Origin of the sequence: Agathobacter ruminis (genome assembly GCF_002735305.1) — a bacterium.
GTDB classification, from domain to species: domain Bacteria; phylum Bacillota; class Clostridia; order Lachnospirales; family Lachnospiraceae; genus Roseburia; species Roseburia ruminis.
Genome location: NZ_PDYG01000011.1, coordinates 1 through 18772 on the forward strand (window position 1 = coordinate 1; position 18772 = coordinate 18772).

Genomic DNA, 18772 nt, shown 5'->3' on the forward strand with positions numbered 1-18772 from the left:
TCGCGGAGCGTTTAACTCAGTCGGAGCTTGTACCCCGACTGAGTATAGTTTGTCATAACCTCCACCTACGCTAACGCTTAGAGGTGGGGGATTTCTCCGACTGAGTTGAATCTTATTTTTTATTACTTATTTTATCGCTTGTTTTATTGCTTATTTTTTCCTGCGCCTTGCAGGAATCACAGACTGCGGAGAGAATGGTATGACCAAAATCCAGGCTGATGCCATATTGCTCATGCAATTTTTTCTCGGCAGAACGGAAAATGTCATTTTTTAAATGATAGATTTTCCCACACACTTCGCATTGCGCATGAATATGGCTGTGGCATTGTCCGTGCATCTCCGAATATTGAAAGCAGGTCGCATTGGTTGCATTCTCCTTGTAGCGAACCAGCGTTCCTTCTCGGCTCAATCGTTCCAGGTTTCGATAAATAGTGGAGCGATCGACGCGCTCGCCCTGTGCTTCAAATTCTTTTGTCAGATCATGTGCTGTAAAACGCCGATCTGCATGCGCTTTCAAATAATCGATAATCAGATTTCTTGATTTGGTTTTGTATTCGCCTTTCATGCATTCTATTATATGCGAACGCATATCACAAATGCAACCTCCTATCGCAAATACACGCATTCATTACCGGTTGCGGATTCGGATATCGGTCAGTGCGACCTGGTCGCCGGTCAATGCGACATAGACAGGTTTTGAAGCATCTTTCATGATTGTCGTGTTTTCCATGTAGATGCCCAGATTGTTTGTGGAGATTGTGACATGGTTGCCTTTTCGCGTTACGTCAAATGCGGATTCCATGCCGACTTTGTTGATTTCTTTCCACTGTTCCCAGCCCGGGAAATCTTCTGATTTTTTCATGATAAATTTGTTTTCAACGTAGTCTTCGCCGCCGGTTTCCTCACCATTTAATTTCAGAAGTACATATTCTTCGTAGCCTTTGCCGTTGACGCGCCCGTCATCCGAATAAAACAGAATAATATACGGGCAGTGCCACATATGGCTGGCCGACGGCAAACTCATAGTATGGAATGCCACATGTAAGTCTTCTTTTACCGGGATGCCCTCGGTTGATGCGATGCGTGGTCTGTCAATCTGCACATTCGGGATGTCGGATTCCATTCGATCGATGTAGTTAATTGCCTCGACGATTTTCTTGATTTCGCCTTCCGTTACATGTACACCGGTCGGTTCGACACTGATCTGCTCCAACTCGCAGTGTTCGCCAGTCAGACCAATGAATGAGGCTTTTGATTTATCCGGCAAAGCAATAATAATATCCACGGTATATTTTGCACTGGTCATTGTGATTGAGACATGATCCTCAAATCTGCCTCCAGAAATAATATACTGTTCTGCGCCATCCTCCGATTGAGCCGCATGATTTTCCATTACATTGACTTCTATATTTCGTGCACTGGTGGAAATATAATGGCCGTCAAACCAGATTTCACCATATTCCACATAATGATATGCCTCGATTGCTTTTTGATTGTCATGGACCTGACGATCATAGGAATCAAACAAAATGATGGACGGAGATGAAAATTGACCGGTGGCTGTATTCTTCGGCTTACATGTAAACATAATCTGTATTGCCTCTGTTCCCAGCGGGATTCCGACGGTGACCTCCTCACGGTATTCGTTGCAGGACAAATGGTCCTGCAATTCGAGCACTTCGTTCTGCTCGGTGCGCGTATATTCGCGGTCCATCAATTGCACCATCAAGTCGGCGATGTCCGGATCAAACCTGCTTCCGGCCTCTTTGATGAATTCCTCACGAACAGTCAAGTATGGCAGCGCATCGCGATACTGCTTTTGGGATGTCATCGAATCAAACGCATCCGCCACGGCAATGATCCGCGCGATTTCCGGGATGGTCTTGCCTTGCATTCCGGTTGGATAACCGGTTCCGTCATAGCGTTCATGACAGTATAATGCTGCCTCGCGCAAATATGGATATTCTTTGATATTGGCCAGAATCTCTCCACTGATGATCGGGCGGTTCTTTTGAATTGCCAGCTCCTCTTCTGTCAGATTGTCTTTTCGGCCGATCAGGGAATCCGGTATGGCAATCATACCGACATCATGCAACAGCGCTGCATAATATACTTCATCTGCCTGTTCCTCGTTTTTGCCCAGCATAACTGCAAGCTTTCTGGCATAATCTGCCACACGCTCCGCATGGCCTTCGGCATAGGCATCGCGCTTTTCAACCGCAATAACGAAAGCAGTTGCCGTCTGATCGAACAGACGCTTCATACTTTTCTTTTCTTCCTGCAATTCGTTCATCTCAAGTTTGTGCGCACGCTTTACCGTCTGGTTGATATCGAGATGTGCAAATACATACATCAAAATGGATACGATTACCATTGCCATATTGACGATGGAAATACCGTATGCAAAAATCTGGATAATTGCAACGACGATTGGCACGAAAATATACAGACTCAATGCAGTATAAATCAGCTTACCAAACGACTTCCTGTATTCATGGACAACGGTATACTGTACCAGCGGGCCGACGACAGGGACTACGTAACACAGCAAAAACAACGGTCCGCGATGATAAATGTTATTGGCATCGATGCTGTAATACCAGTGTGTGAACTGCGAGATTACAACCATAATCATACCCATGATCGATATCACATTTACGAATTGCACGCGTTTCGGGATTTTCTCAACCTTGCCCTCCACCTGCAACAAATCTCGCAGATAGCGGTTGAATACCCATACAATTACGGATGTCAGGAAAAAAACAGCAAAATTGCTCACGCGAGACATCACATAGCCTACACCGTCCGGTTTGCCGGAATAAACATAAGCCATGCGGTCAAAGTACAGCAAAAATGTAGCTGTCAGTTCCATCATAATCAAAATCCGCTTACGCCGCTTCGAAATGAAATCCGTAATCAACAGCAGAACGGCAATTGTCATGCATGCAACAGAGAGGATAAACATGATATTCAATTGGTTTGTTCTAATGAATTCAAACATTTGCTCAATGCTCCTTTATCTTTGCTTCCAATCCGTCCCAATCGAGTTTTTTCAGCAGCTGCGCAATCGTATCCATGAATGCTCTGTCGTCTTCCGGCAGTGCATTGTGTGAAAGCTGCTCCAGAATCATTTCAACCGCATCATAATCCATCATATCAATCATCTCTGCCAGAGCCTGATAAGCATCCTCCAGCTCGGCCGGATCGATTGGTTCAAGATCTTCCTGTATGGTTTTCTTCTTGATGTCCTGAAGTTTGTCCTTGTATTCCAGATAATCATCCAGCAGCAATCCGGTATTTTCGATAATGTAATCCACATCCTGACGATTTCCCGCGGCCTCGAGTGCCTCTGCCATATGCGACAGATTCTGTGCACCAATGATTCTTGCGGAGCTCTTCAGTGCATGTACCTTGATGGTATAGAGACGATAATTCTGCTGGTCAAAGGCATCGCGGATTACCTTCGCATTCTCGTCAATCGTATCAAGGAACAGATCCAGTGAGAACAGATATCCGGAAATGCCTCCCGAATTTTTGATTCCCTCTTCCACATCTATTCCATCCACCTGATAAAGCCACATCTTGTCTTCCGGCATTTCGGTCAGTTCGACAACCGCATCTTCCCGCGTAGGCTTTTCGATCATATGCTCCGGCAAATGCTGCATAATCGTTTTTTCGAGGACTTCACTGTCAACCGGTTTAGAAAGATATCCATTGAAACCTTTTGATTTGTAGAAGGCTTCGCCTGCCGTTGCGTTTGCGGTCAGCGCATATACCGGCAGATTCTGATCCATTTCACGGATTCTTGCGACCGTTTCAATTCCATCCATTCCCGGCATCATATGATCCAGGAGAACCACATCAAAGTGCGAATCCCTGATTTTTTCGAGCGCATCTTCGCCGCTTGAAGAGGTCGTGACAAATACCTTTGTTGCTTTCAGCAATCCCGTAATGACATTCAAATTCATCGGGTTGTCATCCACCACAAGAATATCTGCATCCGGTGCGATAAATTGAGGTACATAAGGTCCGCTCTTCTTTGAATCATCACGCTCAATGAACACACCGAGCGGAGTTTCGTCGACGATCTTTTGCGTCAGTGTCAGAATAAATTCGGAACCTTCTCCATACACACTCTCGCACCAGAGGTTGCCGCCCATCAGCTCTGCAAACTTTCTTGAAATGTCGAGTCCGAGGCCGGTTCCCTGAATGCCGGAATTCTTTTCTTCATCCAATCGTTCATAGGCTGAAAACAGCTTATCCATATCCTCTTCGCGGACACCGATTCCCGTATCCTTGACATAGAATCGCAAATAAGCCACATCATCTCTGCGCTCATCCATGGTAACACCGAGCACAAATCCGCCCACCTCGGTATATTTCACCGCATTCGTCAAAAGATTCAGGACAATCTGTTTGATCTTGCCTTCATCTCCGTACAGTGTCTTTGGAATCAGTTCATCAACGACCACATCAAACTGCAGTTCTTTTTCGGTACTGCGCACACGAATCATGGACACAATGGAGCGGAGCATGTTTTGCACATCATAATTTTGTTCCACCACATGCATTTTGCCCGACTCAATCTTGGATATGTCAAGCAAATCATTGATCAATCCAAGCAGGGATTCGGACGCATTCCGAATATCGAACCCGTAATTCATCATAGCGAGGAAATAGCCTTTCGGCACATCGGTCGCATCTTCTCTCATCATCATCTCATTCATACCCATAATCGTATTGATCGGAGTACGGATTTCATGTGACATATTGGCAAGGAATCTTGATTTTGCCATATTTGCCCGCTCTGCATCTTCTTTTGCCTGACGGATTTCGTCATATTGGCGTCGGATGACAGTGGATTTCAGAATACGCCATACCACGATACCCGCAATCACAGCAATCAAAATTCCGAGAAGAACACGGATAAAAATCAGATCATTTAAGGTCGGCCGCTTCACCAGTTCATATACTTCTTCCTGTATTACATTTCCTGTCGAATGATTGATGACCTGAATATGCAATTTGTATTTTCCATAACGGAGGCGCGTATATTCAAGCGCCTGCAAATCAGTTTGATTCGCTGTGATTCCATCATCCGGACCTTGTTCCAAATACATACGCACCGTCGGATTCAACAGGGTATAATCCATTACGGATGCCGCAATCCGGACACGCCCGTTGGAAACAGGCAGATGATAAACACCCTTCTCATCGGGCAGAATTATTTCATCATCAGAGATGATGGATTTGATACAGATTTTGATTTGTGCAGTTTCTTCATAAAACTGATTGATATTGACCCTGATGACTCCGTACCGACCCGGTATATACAGATTGCCTTCTGCATCCTTGTAATTCACCGCCAGTCCGGTCATCGCATACGGCAGTCCATTTGAAATCGTATACAAATTGAATTCTTCGATTGTGTCGTTCAGCAAATCCTCTGCCTTCACCGAAAACAGTCCATAGGAAGACAAGACCCATGCTATCCCCTGATTATCAAAGCTGATATCATAATTGTTATTGTTTGGAAAACTCTTAATTTCCCGCATATTGCCGTCTTTAAAAGTTTCAATGGAGTTCGAAGTTACAATCCAAAAGGTTTCATGCTCATCATCTCTGATGATTTTCATAACCACATCACTGGTCAGACCGTTGTCCCGATTCAAATGCGTAATCTCGGCCTTTTTGATTGCATAAATTCCGTCCCCATCGGTTCCCACAAAAATGACTCCGTCTTTGTCTTCTGCCACGGTAAGGAATACTGTGTTTTTAATCCCGTCTTTGCTGCTGACGGTTCTGGTAATCTTGCCCTTTTCGATTACGGCCAGGCCTCCGTTTGTTCCGACCAGAGTCGCACCTGTTTTTGAAAAAGCAATACAGCGCACCTGATTGTCCGGAAGCCCGTCTTCCGTCGTCCATTGCTGCATACTGCCATCTGTCCGATAGCAAATCAGCCCGATATCATTGGTATATGTGCCAATCCAGATATTATGATCACTGTCCTCAATCACAGAGCGAACACGCGAGCCCTTCAGATATTCCGTGAGCGCATTTGTGACCGGTTTTTGATTCTCATCCAGAATAAACAATCCGTTATCGGTTCCAATCCACAAATGATTTGACTGCAGGCAGACAGCATTGGTCACATCCCGCGGCAAGCCGGCCTTTCCACTCACATCAACAAAGTTGTTGGTCACAATCTTCATCACACCCTGTGTGGAAGAAGCAAACCACATATTGCCCTGATAGTCCGATGTCATCATTTCAATTCCGCTTTGCAGAGGGATATGATCCAGCAAAACAAATTTTTGATTTGCATTGAAATATCCGACCTGCGAAGTGGAAGCAACCCACAGCCTGCCACATTCATAGCTCATCCAATGAATATCGGACAATGGTGCGACGGACAGCTTGGTCATTTGAGACGCATGGTCTCCGAATTTGCCATAATACAGATCTGTTTCACCGGTTCCGAGATAAAGATATCCTTCATTCTGATGATCCACCATAAATGTGGTAATTTTATCCATTGCAAGTGTTTCACTGGTATACAGATTTGTGATTTTGCAATTGACAATGCAAAAAATAATGCCGCTTGACGTCTGTCCGAATATGCGTCCGTTTTCATCCTGCTCGAGCTTTAGAATCCGTTCATCATCCAAAAGCTGATGCGAAAGCAAATGCACTTTCATCTCACTGTCCACATAGCAGATTCCGGACGTGGTACCGACAAATACATTTCCGTTGTCATCTTCGGCAAACGAACGAATCGACGATGACGGCAGCCCATCGCGATAAGTCAAATGTGTCTGGTCCTCTCCGTCGATGACCACAACTCCATTGTCATTGGTGCCAACCCAGACTCTTCCGTATATGTCCTCATAGATATAGCGGGCACTTGTCAGACCGTTGTTCGGATTGAGCAGTTCAAATTCCGTACCGTCATATCGGAGTACACCTCCATATCCACCGATCCAGATATAGCCATCCTGCGCAGTCATAATGCACATCGCATCCGATGTCGGCAGGCCATTTGATGAATCATAAATCTTGGTCGAATAGTCTACCCCCGATAATTGTCCGGTAACAGCATAGCCGCCTCCCCTACCTGAGTCATCCTGTGTTTTTGCGCCTAGCGGAACTGCTGCCGTAAGCCCGATGGACACGGCCAACAGAACTGCTGCACATTGAATTTTTCTGCATTTCATGAATCAGCCACCTCCATCTAATACTTTTTGTTATATTTGCGCAGGATGATTTTGATTTCCGGAATCGCATCCACAAATACTTCCACGCATTTTGGATCAAACTGCGAACCGGCTCCGTCCTGTAACATCGAGATTGCCTGTTCGAGAGAAAATGCCTTCTTATATACCCTAGAAGAAGTCAGGGCATCAAACACATCCGCTACCGCCATAATACGCGCAGACAATGGAATTACCTCCCCGTGCAATCCTTCCGGATATCCGTTGCCATCCCATCTCTCATGGTGGTAAGCAGCCATATTTCTCGCTTCTTTCAGATAATTTTCTCCGCCGATGGTGTCGATGGCCTTCTCCATAATCCGCTTTCCTGCAATGGTATGGGTCTTTATTACTTCATATTCCTCTTCTGTCAATTTGCCCGGTTTGTTTAAGATGCTGTCCGAGATGTTGATTTTTCCAATATCATGAAGCGGCGCACTTCGCACGACATCCGAGATGAATTTGGAATCGATTTTTCCGGCATAATATCCCTTCTTTTGCAAGCCTTCCACAATGATTCTGACATATGCCGCAGTCTTTTGGATATGGGCACCCGTGTCGGAATCACGGTTTTCCACGAGGTCCGCCATTGTAATGATCAATCCGTCCTGCATCTTTGCCGTATGTTCTGAAAATCTGCGGATACTGCGCAATTGTTCGGTCTGATGCACCGCCATATCACAAATCTCATGATAGAGTTTCTCCAGTTCATCACCCGTGCGTATATCGATTGCACGCAATTGCCGGACAGCCTCATCCATCTGAGCCTGATCGGACTCCGCTTTTACAATATTCTCAAGACTCATTCCGATACTCTTAATCGGATATGTAGTATTGATACTCGTAGACCAAAGTCCCACCGCCAGAAGCAGAATCAAAACTCCCGAAATCACCATCAAAACACGGCGCTGGAAATTGCGCATATAGCCTACAAGATAATCCACAGATGCTTCTGCTCTCGCATAGGCAACACACTGGCCGAGTTCATTGACAATCGGCGAATATGCCGAAACAGACCAGGACCATACATTTTTGGTTTCAATGACCGGAATTGCCTTTCCACTTAACAAATCTTCCTGATACGGGCGCACTGCATCCTCAAGCGGCAAAATATCTCCCGGACTATATCCAAGTTCATTTTCATATCGCTCATCATTCTCCAGTCCGTCCAGGTCAAATACATAAATTTTATTGTCTTCTTCATATTTTATGATGGATAGATAGACAACACCGGATGCATTTTCACGGATATTGTATAGCATCTCCTCTGTCTCTTCATAGCCACTCACATCTCTTCCGTCTGCAATATATTCCCCGATCTTCTCCGGATCCACCTGTCCCGCAGCAAATTTTGCGGCCGTCTCTACGATATGGGTACGCTCATTCCGCTCATTTTCAAAATAAAGACGGATTCCAACCCCCCCGGTGAACAATGCAGAGGCCAATGTCATTACAGTAAGCATGATTGCAATTCGCACTTTAATGGTTATTCTGGTCGTTCCCTTCCAGTTCTCGAGATTTTCGCGTTCCAGATCTGACAAAGGTTTTTGCCGCCATCCGCTTTCTTTGATGCGCATACGAACCCTTTCCGGAACAAAATGCAGGATGATAAGTGCCAATAACAGTCCAATCGACTTATCCGCGATATTCACAATGATATTTGCAGGAATAAAACATAGAAAATCCGGGATTCCGGTGCTTGATGCCATCGCTTCCATCAACAATACAAGCGACTGACTCTCCGGTTTGTTAAACAGGCCCCACTGAATGATGGCACTGAGTATTCCCGAACCTGTACCTATTACAAGAATATAGATCAGCACATTTTGATAATTTAATTTCTTTTTGCGCCGCACGAACCAAACCGTATAGATTGCAATCAATGCGTTTACGGTTCCAAAATAAATATAATGAGGACTAAACAGGCTGAAAATCATATTGGATGCTACAGCCGTAAAAATCCCCGGGAAATATCCCCCCAGAACAGAAAGCACTATGATACCGGTCGAATCCAGATAAAGAGGAATCTGAAGACGGTATCCAATCAGAGACAACAATACATTGACTCCGATTCCAATCATAACCGAACAAGCCCGAAACATACTGTCTCTGGCTGCCTTACTCCTTTTTGCCCCCACTCAAAACACCTCCATTGCTTACCCCAAGCAGTTTACGTCATGCTTTTCCTTCTCTTATCACGCCGTACGCGATTGATATGTCGCTCGAAATCTCCATTGGTAATCAGGCTGGCAATCACGAGCTGTTCAAAGGTCGGAACCGTGCAGGAATAAAACCCCAGACGCTGTTCATATCGTTCGACCAGATGCTTCGGCAAAACCATATAACCCATTCGAAGAGACGGCGAAATCGTCTTGGAAAAGGTGTTGATATAAATCACATTATCATCTTTTGAAAGAGCAAACAACGTCTCTTCCGGTTTGTTCGAAACCGAAAATTCAGATTCGTAATCGTCCTCCACCAGATAATGTCCCGGTCTCTTTGCCCAGCGGATATATTCAAATCGTTTGGATGCAGAAGCCTTAATACCGGTCGGATAACTGCGATAAGGAGAGACATGCATCACGGTCGCATCGGTTTTTGCCAGTGCTTCGCTTTGAATGCCATCCGCACCGAGTGGCAACATGTCACAGGTCACCCCTGCTGTCCGATATATTTTTTCAATCTTTTCATATGATGGTGACTCCAATGCATAGATAGCCTCATTGCCCAATATTCCGACAATCATACTATATAAATATTCTGCACCGGATCCGATAATAATCTGATTGAGATCCACATGGATGTCACGATTGCGCGCCAGATAGACTCGAATTGCTTCGCGCAATTCCTCTCTCCCGCAATTTGGGGATGCATCCAAAATATCCTCCTGATAGTCACTCATGACACGTCGCATGGTGCGCGCCAAAACAGAATACGGGAAAGTCAGTTCCTGGCCGGTTGCAATCCGGCTGTGTAACTGTACCTGTCCGGTCTGCACAAATCCGTCTTCGCTTTTAAAAATCACATAATATCCGCTTCGCTCTACACTCTCGACATATCCCTCTTCACAAAGCAGTTCATATGCATTCTTTACCGTAATCACACTCAATCCGGTTTCCGCAGCAAGCATTCGTTTGGAGGGTAGCTTGCTCCCGTATGGATAAATGTTGTCCACAATATCTTTTTTTAATAATGCATATAATGCAATATAGGCAGATTTATACTTCTTTCTGTCAATCAGATATCCCATCTTATATTCCCTTTATCTGCGTCTGTTTCGTCCTGTTTCTCTGTAATAATCTTCCTTATCTTCATACATCATCTGCTCCGAGGCTTTGATCAGTTCCCCGATTTGCTTCTTTTGACCATGTGCATATCCCACTGCTGCAATCCGTTCATTCTGCCTCAGCAGCTGTCTGAATCCATCCATTAATTCTGACAGTTTTTTGTCTGATATATTTTCAATCACACAGATAAACTCATCGCCACTGATTCGGCATGGAATTCCGGTCGGGATTCCTTTTCTGATGAGTTCTGCAACACGTCTGATCAATCTGTCACCGGCTTCATGTCCCTGCGTATCATTGGTTTCTTTCAGGGAATTGATATCGATGAAAGCAATTCCGATTTCCTTGTGCTCGTCTACCGAATCCATATATTCCTGAAATCCGCGCCGGTTGCGAAGTTCTGTCAAATAATCCCGGCAGGAAATCTCATTATAGAGTCTGGCATCAGCAGCCGCCTCAGCCACCAGTCTTGACTGGATAATGACATAAATCACATTCATTGATAATGCCGATACCATGTATCCGTATCGTATGTTTTTATCCATTGTCAAGATAATTGAGCCGAGTACCGGAACCAATACTATTAAAACCACAAAAATTTTGTTTTGAATACGAAAATTTCTAAATTCGAAGATATAAAGAAATATCATGGCAATAAAGCAAATCCCCGGGATGACTCCCATATAGGAATAGCAGGAACCGGCTTCAAAATAGCCATTTTGGATATGAAACAGCTTTCCTGACAACGTCAACACCGTAAGAATACATATATCGAGCAAACACAAAGCAGACACTGCATACGCAAACCGCTTTGTAAATGTCTTACTGCTTTCAGATATCAAATCATACAAATAGAATGAATAGGTAATGACAATGCAGTCTGTCAGAATGGATGCAAGATAATTAGAGCCACAGAGGAGCAGATTCCATTCACTCCTGCCCTCTAAGACGCATGTCACAATCTCAACCATTAAACCGGCGAAGGTCATCCACATGCAGTAACGGAAACGCCTGGTTGGTTTCAACGCTTTTTTTGGCACCTGATATAAACCTATCGCAATGACAACAATAAAAAGAGCCGCTATCAGATTTGCAGCAACCAAAATTCTGTTCATAAAATCTCCTGTTCCTATTCCTATTTCACGTTCTCTCTCGTAAGTCAATTATAACTGAATTTGCCGGTCTTCTCAACGAAAAAAGAAGCCGCATGCTCTGCAGCTTCTTTCCCGTTATCTCTATTCTGTTCTAGGCAATATTCCATTGTGCATTGTCACTCTGCAATTCGGTCATATGCCGGAAAATGCCGTTTTCTTTGGCCAATAATTCTGAAGGAGTGCCTTCCTCCGCGACCTTGCCATCCGCAAGTACCACGATTTTGTCAGCCGCTTCCACGGTTCGCATGCGATGTGCGATAACCAGAACCGTCTTGCCTTTTAACAGACGTGAAAGTGCAGACTGCACTTTGGTCTCATTCTCGACATCAAGCGAAGCCGTCGCTTCATCGAGCAATACAATCGGTGCATCTTTTAACAATGCTCTGGCAATTGAAATGCGCTGTCTCTCTCCTCCGGAAAGTTTCGCACCATTCTCTCCAATCGAAGTCATATAACCGTTTGGCAGTTTTTCGACAAATTCATCACAATTTGCCGCACGCGCTGCTGCAATGACTTCTTCATCTGTTGCACCATGTTTGCCCAAACGGATATTTTCCATGATGGTATCGTCAAACAATACCACATTCTGAAATACCATCGAGTAATCGCTGAGCAACACTTCCGGATCCACCGAATTGATATCCACTCCGCCGACTTTAATGCTGCCCTCATTGATATCCCAAAGTCTGGCAGCCAGTCTGGCACAGGTACTCTTGCCGGAGCCGGAAGGACCAACCAGCGCAGTGATTTCTCCTTCTTTTGCGGTAAAGCTGACCTGCTTCAAAACCTGATTGTTGTCATAAGAAAATCCCACATTTTCAAATACAATATCATGTCCGTCTGTATCAAAAGACTTTTTGCCTTCTGCAATCTTCATCTCATGAATTTCATTCAGTCTCGATGCAGACACCTGAGACACCAGCATCTCCGCAATCAGCGCCAATGCCTGATCAAACGGTGCATACACTCTTGTGATGGCAAGCATGAACATAAACAGTACCATAAAATCAATCTGTCCGTCCAAAATCAGTTTTGCTCCGGTAAGGATGGTCGTTGCCACACCCAGTCGCATAATCACACTTGCCGCATTCACAAAAATCCCGCAGGATAATTCGCCCGCAATCATCTTTTTTTCATGCGCATCGATTTTTGCATTTAATTCATCCAAAAACTTTTCTTCCTGATTGGTTGCTCTGATTTCCCGTATATTTTCAATCGTCTCCTGGATTCCATCTGCCACCGTAATGCCGGCCTGCTTGGTAATTTCAGAGTTGCGCTTATTGATTTTGCGGCTTCCAAACAATAGAATAAATGCCACCGGTACACCCCAAAGACATGCAATGGCAAGTCTCCAGTCAAATGCAATCATCATAATTGCAACCACAGCTGTTGAGATATAAGAGCCATACAGATATCCCAGGCAGTGAGACCAGACATGCTCGAGTCGATTCACATCTCCCATAATGGTCTCCGTCAAATCAGCCATATCGCGCTTGCCAAAGAATCCCAGCGGAAGTTTTCTCATTCGCTCCGCAAGTGAGATGCGCACATCCTTGACCTCTCCATAAACCAGCCCGTAAGTTGCTCTGTACTGTTGCAAATGTGCAAGCAATGCCAGTACGACAAAGCCCACTACCATCAACAAAAATACCCATGGTTTCGGAAGCCCTGCCCCGTTGGTCAGGGTATCCATATATTTTTCCATCATCAGATACAGGATTCCCATGCCACCCATGACAATCAGATTTGCTATCACCGTCCACACCGTGGCCTGTTTTGTATTACGGATTCCCTTCTCTGTCAAAGCATATTTTCTTTGAAATTCTTTTCCAAACATTTATACTGCCTCCCCTGTAGAAATGCGCCATTTCACTGCCTGATTATAGTCCGCCCACATGCGTGCATACATGCCGTTTTGCTGTTTTAGCTGCGCATGTGTTCCTTCTTCTACCACTTTTCCCTCATCGAGCACAATGATCTTGTCCGCTCCGGTCACCGTTGATAAGCGATGTGCAATCATAATTACGGTCCGTCCCTTTGTCAATGTTGCAAAAGCTTTTTGAATCAGAGATTCGTTTTCCGGATCTGCAAATGCTGTCGCCTCATCCAAAACCACTATCGGCGCATCCTTTAAAATTGCCCGGGCAAGTGCCACTCGCTGCTGTTCTCCTCCGGAAAGGTAAGTTCCTTCCGTGCCGATTACAGTATCCATTCCCTCTGGCAATTTTGCGAGAATATCATCACATTGTGCGGCAGATAATGCGCGTTGCACTTCCTCCCTGGTCGCATCAGGTCTTGCGATTTTAACATTTTCATAGATGCTGGCTTTGAACAGCCGGTTATTTTGAAATACAAATGCGATGCGATTCATCAGCTCATGCGGATTGGTCTGTCTGACATCCACCTGTCCCACCAGAACGCTTCCGGATGTGACATCCCAGAAACGCGGAATCAGACTTGCCGCAGTCGTCTTTCCTCCACCGGAAGGGCCGACCAGTGCAACTGTCTGTCCCGGCTCTACTGCAAAGGAAACATGATCGATCGCCGGCACATCCGCCCCGTCGTATGTAAAGGAAACATCCCTGAATTCGATGCTGTTATCCTTTGGCAGCTTCGGATGATTCGTCTGTTTTAATACCGGTGCATCCATCACCTGTGAGATTCTTCCGAGCGCGGTACTTGCGAGCATCATGCCGCTTGCTGCAAACATAATTCTTGCAAGTGCGGTGGATACGATTGCGGAGAAGACTGCATAGAATGCAAAATTGGTAACAAATGCAGCAAAATTGCCTGCAGATAATGCCCCCGGTGCAATCAGAATTGCTGCCGGCACCAGGAAAATAAATGCGCCGGCGGTAAATGTCAGATTCACAGACTGTGGGACTCTGCAGACGCCGTCTGTATATTCCTCTGCTTTCGTGCTGTAATCCTCGATGGCATCTTTAAATGCTTTAAATGAATATACAGTTTGCTGGAATACTTTCACAACCGGAATGCCGCGTACATATTCGGTTCCGGCTTTGCTCATATAATCCTGTGCCACCTGATATTCCTGCATCATCTTTGCATTTTTGCCCCCCATCATTGTGAACATCGCAACAACAGAAATCACTGCTGCCAGCAAACAGGCGGTTCCCATTCTCCAATCAAAGACAAACATCATGACAACCATGCCCAAAAACATCGTAACGCTTCCGACGATATCCGCAAGATTGTGTGCCAGGAGTGTCTCTGTTTCAGATGCAGCTCCATCCAGACGGTTCCTCAATAACCCGGATGCATTCGAATCAAAAAATCCCAGCGGTGTTTTCATCAAATGTGTCATTCCCTGCTTGCGTATATTCGAAGCAGTCCTAAACGCTGCCAGATGTGTACACATCAATGCCGCAAAATAAAAGAGAATCCCTGCAAATGCAAACGCAAATGCCATCCATCCGTATCTTCCGATATCTGTCGCCTGTGACCAATTTGGTGCGACAGTAATCAACCCTCTCATAACCAGCCATATGCACAGATACGGCAACATTCCCAGTACCATGGCGATGGCTGATAAAAACAACCCTATGTAGGTCAATACCCTGTAATTTCCGGCATAATCCAGCAGGATTGCCAAATCACTTTTTCGTCCCGACTTTTTCATAACTACCTCCTTGACTCATCTATTTTTTATCGGACTCTGTTACGTTGGTTAGTTCCAACTAACCCATGTGCATAAAATAAAGTTAGTGGGCACTAACTGTATTCATTATAGTTAGTGTCCACTAACTTGTCAAGGACATCCTAGGGCTTGCAGGCAATCCGTATGTCATTATCTTAAGGTCAACAGATATTTCTTGTGTTCATCCGATACACGGTAGCTTTCGATGGCTTTCTGTATGGTTTTTCGATGAACCCAGTCTTCCAGCCTGTGTTTTTCGAGATAAGGAATTGTCTTGTCATACTGCTTTGCAAGCGCGGTTGCAAAATACCAGGCAATCATCATTTTCAGATAATAATCTTCACCGTTTTTTTCGGCAACCAGTTCCGGATATTCCTCGCGGAAATCTTCGTCCAAGAATTCATTCATCAACATACGCATTCCGAATCTGGCAGTATAGACATGTTCTGACGCAATCCACTTTTTGATATACGGCAACAGTCTTTCATGATTTTTCTTAAAACATTTCGGTGTCGCCTGATCCGACAGTGGCCAGCAGTCCACATAGGGCAAAAATGCTTCCACTTTCTGAATGCAGGTGTCAAAATCCCTGATCATCGCCACTATAAAAAAGTGAATCAGATTTTCCTCATAATAAGTATGTGGCAATGTCTGCAGAAATGCATCACAGTCCTCGCTTGCAAATACTTCTTTTGCGATTTTTCGCAATTCTGGAGTCCTGACTCCGATGATTTTGTCCGCATCAATATTCGGCACCAGTTTCACCTGAAATGTACGATAGGTTTCATCTCTTGCCGCAACCAGTCTATCGATTACTGTCATTGTCTGATTCTCCATGTCTGCGATCAATGCCTTTGCGCTCATAATACTTTGCCTTGGCCTGATACATTTCACTGTCAGCTCTTTTTTCTAACTCATGAATATCTAATTCTTTATGATTCTTAGCGGCAGCATAGCCGAGAGAAATGGAAAGTTCTTTTGCATATTCTCCCTGCCACTGCGCTGCTGTCGTCATGACCTGATTAATGATTGTATCCACATCATCCGTATGGAGAATTGCCATAAATTCATCTCCACCGGTTCTATAAACCTTGCCTTTCTTTCCCACAGTAAGTAAAAGGCAGTCTGCAGCCGCTTTAATCAGTTCATCACCCGCAACATGTCCCAATGTGTCATTCACCATCTTTAATCCATTGACATCCGCTGAGAGAATTGCAAAATCTTCATCCATTCCCTGCTCGCGATATACTTTTAAATCCTCATCATAGCTTCGGCGGTTAAACAGTCTGGTCAGCTCATCCGTCATTGCAATTCTGACAAGCCATTCTTCATGCTTTTTCTCATCATCCACATCTCGTGTTGTGAAAACAATTCTTTCCGGAATTCCATTTTCGTCCATTTCCACAGGGATATACTGTGCTCTGAACCATCCGTCCTTCACATCAATAAAATCCTTACTGATTAGCCTTTTTTTGCCCAGCCGTTCCCTGACTGTTGTAATATCCGTAAATTGATTAAATTCTTCTATCTGATCCGGCATAACCCGATGAAACAGATTTGCTGTCATTGCTGTATGCGTCTGCGTTTGCAGATTCAGTTTCTTCTTAACCGCGTCTCCATCCCGCACAGACATTTCCGTATTATCCTTAAAGTCAATCAGATTCACTCTGTCATAAATATTCGCGATTGCCCTAAGGACATTAATCTTGTCCTGAATCTCATCATTTTTTGCTCTTTCCAGTTTCACGCTTGCCTCAGCAGTCCACATCAAAAAATGATAGCGAACGCCCATACCAACCATAGAAATCAAAGTAAGAATCGAATAATTGATGGTATTGATGCCGGCAGCACCGTCGATTTGATACAGCAATTCATAGACAAACGCATATACGATTAGGCTCAAAACAATACCAATCCATGGTTTGAGCGTAATAAAACAGACAAGCATAATCTCTACAGCATAAAAAGTAAGTATCTGCTCTCCGTTCGCATATCTGCGGTAAGAGCTCCACATAGACCAGATTGACATCACAAGATAATAGCAGATGTTAAGAATCACAACCTGGACATGATTGATAACCTTATTCTTTAAAATATGTCTGGTGCTTAAGAATACGATAAACGAAGATATAATGCAAAAAAGAACGCTGGAAAAGCTGCCCCACTCCTCTTTGCCAAAGTTCTTTCTTGTCAGCATAAACAGCGCAAGCGAAAATGTCTCAAAAAATACCACAATCAAAGAGACATATTCGATATGTCTGGTCCCTGTTTCATCCATCAGTTGTCTGACATCCGGGTCCAGTTTTGGAATAAATGGTCTTTTTAACATATTTTTTCCTTTGTCCTTATCATTCATATTGATATCATATATTATACCATTAATATATTGGAAAAAACATGCTTGTTACTTATCACTTATTCTTCTGATGGAGCTGCCTTATAGAGCTCCTCTACAAATCTTTTGCCAATCTGGCTAAGTCCATCTTTATGTATATAACCAATTTCCATATAGCTATACGGAAGGTGTGCGCTTTCTCTAAGCGGGATAATCTTATAATCACTCCATCCTACGGCGCCTCTGACAGCTCCCGAACAAAAAGTAAATCCGTTCAGTTTATTCATAATCTGAAGCATGGATGCTCTGTCCGAAACCTTTATCGAATACGGATAATCCTGCTCTCCAAAAATCTCCTCCGCCATATACAAAGGACTATCCTTTCCCTGCTCATAGGTTAAAAGAGGATATTTTGTGATATCTTCATAGTCTATGATGTCTCTGTCTGCAAGCGGATGATTTTTTCCCAGATATACATAAAATCTGCAACTTACAATCTTCTTATATGTCAGAGAATGATCTACAAAAAGTTTCTTTAAGGCCTCCTTATTGAAATCACTAAGAAACAAAACCCCAACCTCGCTTGCTGATGTGCTTACATCTTCTATTACCTTGGAAGTAGTCGTTTCAAGAATTGAAAAATGATATGTTGAAGCATCATAGTCTTTAACAGTATCTGAAAATGCTTCACACACAAAGGAATAATGTTGTGTCGAAACGCTGAATATTTTTCTGGCATTCCCTTTGCCATCATATCGCCATATGAGCTGATCATACTGATCACAAACTTTCTTTGCATAAAATAGGAAGTCAGATCCTTCAGCTGTAAGGTTAACCCCCTTATTGGTTCTATTGAAGATCGTTATTCCCGACTCTTCTTCAAGACCTCTTATTGTATTGGTAAGTGTAGGCTGTGATATAAAAAGACTCTCTGCTGCCTTGTTCATAGAGCCTGTTTGTGCCACAACCATTGCATAGCGTAGCTGTTGCAGTGTCATTCATAATCCCTCATATCACTTTTTTGTTTGGATAAAATGCTAACACATTTATTAACAAATGTCTTATTTCAAAAAGCTATCTCCGGTAAT

General features: G+C 44.1%; 11 protein-coding genes. All 11 read right to left on the reverse strand.

Translation table 11 applies throughout. From position 1 onward, the window contains the following. Positions 1-112 precede the first annotated feature (112 nt). The 11 genes from CSX02_RS03250 to CSX02_RS03300 all read right to left on the reverse strand — a co-directional run bounded on the left by CSX02_RS03250 (position 113) and on the right by CSX02_RS03300 (position 18682). Positions 113-589 (reverse strand): Fur family transcriptional regulator, encoded by a 477-nt coding sequence (locus tag CSX02_RS03250; RefSeq protein WP_189281317.1) that lies wholly within the window; start codon positions 587-589, stop codon positions 113-115. A gap of 39 nt (positions 590-628) precedes the next feature. After that, complete coding sequence (locus tag CSX02_RS03255; protein WP_099385622.1) at positions 629-3001, reverse strand: HD domain-containing phosphohydrolase; 2373 nt, start codon at positions 2999-3001, stop codon at positions 629-631. Between the two features lie 4 nt (positions 3002-3005). Beyond that, positions 3006-7214 (reverse strand): hybrid sensor histidine kinase/response regulator, encoded by a 4209-nt coding sequence (locus CSX02_RS03260; RefSeq protein WP_099385623.1) that lies wholly within the window; start codon positions 7212-7214, stop codon positions 3006-3008. Positions 7215-7231: 17 nt separating this feature from the next. After that, positions 7232-9388 carry an HD domain-containing phosphohydrolase gene (locus CSX02_RS03265; protein WP_242970404.1) on the reverse strand — a complete coding sequence of 719 codons (2157 nt, stop codon included), beginning with the start codon at positions 9386-9388 and terminating at the stop codon, positions 7232-7234. Positions 9389-9420: 32 nt separating this feature from the next. Continuing rightward, positions 9421-10500 carry a MocR-like pyridoxine biosynthesis transcription factor PdxR gene (gene pdxR / locus CSX02_RS03270; RefSeq protein ID WP_099385625.1) on the reverse strand — a complete coding sequence of 360 codons (1080 nt, stop codon included), beginning with the start codon at positions 10498-10500 and terminating at the stop codon, positions 9421-9423. Positions 10501-10512: 12 nt separating this feature from the next. Then, the gene (locus CSX02_RS03275) at positions 10513-11652 is read right to left on the reverse strand and encodes a GGDEF domain-containing protein (RefSeq protein WP_099385626.1); all 1140 of its coding nucleotides are present in this window, start codon (positions 11650-11652) and stop codon (positions 10513-10515) included. Positions 11653-11782: 130 nt separating this feature from the next. Next, positions 11783-13528 (reverse strand): ABC transporter ATP-binding protein, encoded by a 1746-nt coding sequence (locus tag CSX02_RS03280; RefSeq protein ID WP_099385627.1) that lies wholly within the window; start codon positions 13526-13528, stop codon positions 11783-11785. After that, the gene (locus CSX02_RS03285) at positions 13529-15331 is read right to left on the reverse strand and encodes an ABC transporter ATP-binding protein (RefSeq protein ID WP_099385628.1); all 1803 of its coding nucleotides are present in this window, start codon (positions 15329-15331) and stop codon (positions 13529-13531) included. 168 nt (positions 15332-15499) lie between these two features. After that, positions 15500-16171, reverse strand: a complete 672-nt coding sequence (locus CSX02_RS03290) for a DNA alkylation repair protein (protein ID WP_099385629.1) — start codon at positions 16169-16171, stop codon at positions 15500-15502. Then, positions 16155-17678, reverse strand: coding sequence for a sensor domain-containing diguanylate cyclase (locus CSX02_RS03295; protein WP_189281319.1), 1524 nt, complete (start codon positions 17676-17678; stop codon positions 16155-16157). The genes CSX02_RS03290 and CSX02_RS03295 overlap by 17 nt, the downstream gene beginning before the upstream one ends. An 86-nt stretch (positions 17679-17764) precedes the next feature. Continuing rightward, on the reverse strand, positions 17765-18682 hold the full coding sequence (locus CSX02_RS03300; protein ID WP_099385631.1) for a LysR family transcriptional regulator: 918 nt from the start codon (positions 18680-18682) through the stop codon (positions 17765-17767). Positions 18683-18772: the final 90 nt, after the last annotated feature.

What these genes read in the sequence shown, in the direction of transcription:
- CSX02_RS03285 (WP_099385628.1), bottom strand. Translation starts at nt 15,331, where the DNA reads ATGAAAAAGTCGGGACGAAAAAGTGATTTGGCAATCCTGCTGGATTAT.
- CSX02_RS03260 (WP_099385623.1), bottom strand. Translation starts at nt 7,214, where the DNA reads ATGAAATGCAGAAAAATTCAATGTGCAGCAGTTCTGTTGGCCGTGTCC.
- CSX02_RS03290 (WP_099385629.1), bottom strand. Translation starts at nt 16,171, where the DNA reads ATGACAGTAATCGATAGACTGGTTGCGGCAAGAGATGAAACCTATCGT.
- pdxR (WP_099385625.1), bottom strand. Translation starts at nt 10,500, where the DNA reads ATGGGATATCTGATTGACAGAAAGAAGTATAAATCTGCCTATATTGCA.
- CSX02_RS03280 (WP_099385627.1), bottom strand. Translation starts at nt 13,528, where the DNA reads ATGTTTGGAAAAGAATTTCAAAGAAAATATGCTTTGACAGAGAAGGGA.
- CSX02_RS03250 (WP_189281317.1), bottom strand. Translation starts at nt 589, where the DNA reads ATGCGTTCGCATATAATAGAATGCATGAAAGGCGAATACAAAACCAAA.
- CSX02_RS03255 (WP_099385622.1), bottom strand. Translation starts at nt 3,001, where the DNA reads ATGTTTGAATTCATTAGAACAAACCAATTGAATATCATGTTTATCCTC.
- CSX02_RS03300 (WP_099385631.1), bottom strand. Translation starts at nt 18,682, where the DNA reads ATGACACTGCAACAGCTACGCTATGCAATGGTTGTGGCACAAACAGGC.
- CSX02_RS03295 (WP_189281319.1), bottom strand. Translation starts at nt 17,678, where the DNA reads ATGTTAAAAAGACCATTTATTCCAAAACTGGACCCGGATGTCAGACAA.
- CSX02_RS03275 (WP_099385626.1), bottom strand. Translation starts at nt 11,652, where the DNA reads ATGAACAGAATTTTGGTTGCTGCAAATCTGATAGCGGCTCTTTTTATT.